Raw genomic sequence first — 2,644 nt, 5'->3', positions numbered from 1 at the left:
GCCTTGGGCGAGCAGGGCCAGGGGGTGGGCCCAACTCGCATACGGCCCCCATGCCACACCCGCCACCCCACCTGGGTCCGGGGCCACCGACCCGCCTGGGTTCAGGGCCGGGTTCGGGTTCAGGGCCGGGTTCGGGTTCAGGGGCGGGGCCGGGGAGGCGGGCGGCGTGGTATCCGGGACGCTGACCGGCGTGCCGGCCTGGTCCAGGGCCGGGGTGCCGGCGTCTGCGGCTGGGTTCGCTGGGGTGTCGTCCTCCCCCAGGTTCAGGCACAGCAGGGCGAGGGGGAGCAGGCCGTCCTCCACTCCCGGCATGCCGGTGCCGCTGAGCCGGGCGGCGGCGGTGCGGTACGCCGCGCGGGCCGCGTCCCTGCCGCCGTCCGTGATGGTGAGACGGAGGGCGGCGTACCAGGCGGTGAAGACCCCGACCACCGGCAGGTCGTGACGTCCGGCGAGCCGGTCGGCCGCGGCGGCGTGCCGGTCGGCGGCCTCGACGTCGGCGAGCGCGGCGCTGGACTGCAGCAGGATCAGCCGCCCCAGCACCTCGAACGTCACCAGCGCGTCGTGACCGGCGACCAGCCGGACGAGTTCCTCCCCGATGGCGGCCCGCTCCGGGGCGAGCCCGGCCCGCTGGAAGGTCTGCATGTAGCGGCCGTTCAGCGCGTAGGCGAGCAGGGTGCGGTCACCGAGGCGGCGGGCGATGTCCTCGGCCTCGCGGGCCGCCCGGTCGCCGCGCGGGCCGGGGTCGGCCCGGCGCTCCATGGCGATGGTGATCAGGAGCCGGGCGCGTACGGCGTCATGGCAGTCGGACGGCAGGGCGGCCAGCGTGCGCTCGGCGGCGGCGACGAGCCGGGCTGACAGGGCCGGGTCGTCGGTGGCGGTCCAGTTGGCGGGCACGTCGAAGGAGCCGATCACCTCGGCCGTCACCAGCGGATCGCCGAGCGCCTCGGCCTAGTCCACCGCCTCGGCCCGATACCGCCGCGACTCGCTCGACTCCCCGATCACCGCCAGCGCCCTGACCAGGCCCATGATCGCTTCCATCCGCTCCGGCGACGCCCCACCGCCTCCGGCCCGGCCCTCGGCCCCACCACCAGCCACCCGCCCACCAGGAGCATCCCCGGCGTCCAGGCGATCGGCCGGGCCGGGCAGGAAGGCCGGGGTCGCGGCTCCGGTGGCTGTGGGACGGGCGGCGGGCATGCGGTCGAGGGCCGTGAGCGTGACGCGCCACAGGCGGGCCGCCTCGCGCGGGGCCGATCCGCGTTCGGCGCGCCGGGCGGCGGCCCGGGTGTGGCGGGCGGTGCGGGCGGGGTCCGCACGGCCCTCGGCGCGTACGCAGTGGTGGGCGATGGTCTCCACGTCGGTGGGACGGATCCGTTCGACGATCTCGGCGGCGCGGGCGTGCCAGCGGGCGCGGCGGGCACGGGTGACGTCGTCGTAGAGCGTCTCGTGCACCAGCGCGTGCGCGAACCGCAGGCGGTCGGCGTCCCGCTCGACCAGGAACCCCGCGAGCAGGGCCGACTCGACGGACTCCAGGACCTGCTCCTCGTCCCCGGCCAGCGGGATCAGCACGCCGAGATCGACGTCCTGGCCGAGGACGGCGGCCTGGCGGAGGTGCGTACGCGCCGTCTCCGTGAGACCGGTCAGGCGGTGGCGGATGACGTCGCGGACCCCGGCGGGGACGGCGGTGCGCAGGGCCGCGTCACCCTCGCTGCCCCACAGGCGGGTGAGTTCCCGGACGAAGAAGGGGTTGCCGGCGCTGCGCGCGTGGATCTTCCGGGCGTCGGCGTCGTCCACCTCGCGGCCGGTGACGGCCTGGACCAGTTCGTGCACCTGGGGCTCGGTGAGGCCGCCCAGGTAGAGGCGGGCCGGTTCGGTCCGTGCGGCCCGGCCCAGCGCGTCGGCCAGCCCGGCGGAGATCTCGGTCGAGCGGTACGTGCCCAGGATCAGCACGGGTGCCGGGCCCAGGTCGGTGGCCAGGGTGGTGAGCAGGGCCAGGGTGTCCTCGTCGGCCCAGTGCAGGTCGTCGAAGACCAGGAGCAGCGGCCTGCCGCGCCCGGCCACGGCGGCCAGGTCTGCGACGACGGCGCGGTGCCGCCTGAAGCGCGCGGCCATCGCGGCGGACGCACTCCCGGCCCCCGGCCCGCGCCCGGAACCCCGCACATCGCGGGTAGCCGACACGAACCCGGCAGCCGGCACATGCCCGGCAGCCAGCTTGTGGCCGGTACCGGACTCCTGCCCGGCACCCGGCGCGTGCCCGCCATCCGGCGGGTGGCCGGTGGTGGTGAGTTGTTCGCGTATCTGGGTCCAGGGCCAGGCGGCGGGCGCGCCCCGGACTTCGGGGCTGGCTCCCCAGGCGGTGGTCCAGCCGCCGATTTCCAGGTGCCGGGTCAGCGTCCTGGCCAGCGCGGTCTTGCCGGCGCCCGCCGCGCCGGACAGGAGCACGAGCCGCGCCCGCCCCGACGTCGCGACGTCAGCCGCGAGGTTCTCCAGTTCGGCCAGCTCCGCGACCCGCCCGACGAAGGGATGCCCGCCAGGCTCCGCACCGTCCTGGACGGCGGGAGGCGGAGCCCCATGACCGCTCGCCGGGGCCTCAGACATCGGAAGGACGGCCTGAGCACGAAGCGGGGCGGCCGGGGGCGGTGGGAGG

At 76.7% G+C, this 2,644-nt stretch carries 1 protein-coding gene and 1 pseudogene; both read right to left on the bottom strand.

Annotation, left to right across the window (positions count from 1 at the left end; translation table 11 throughout):
• Positions 1–924 (bottom strand): annotated as a pseudogene (locus FAF44_RS52785) (SARP family transcriptional regulator); the annotation flags it as partial.
• 24 nt (positions 925–948) lie between these two features.
• The gene (locus tag FAF44_RS52780) at positions 949–2,595 is read right to left on the bottom strand and encodes an AAA family ATPase (RefSeq protein ID WP_237111054.1); all 1,647 of its coding nucleotides are present in this window, start codon (positions 2,593–2,595) and stop codon (positions 949–951) included.
• Positions 2,596–2,644: the final 49 nt, after the last annotated feature.

Source organism: Nonomuraea sp. MG754425, from assembly GCF_021699195.1.
In the GTDB taxonomy this organism is placed as follows: domain Bacteria; phylum Actinomycetota; class Actinomycetes; order Streptosporangiales; family Streptosporangiaceae; genus Nonomuraea.
Note: the sequence above shows the minus strand (reverse complement) of the source record. Positions and strands in the feature narration are given on the sequence as shown.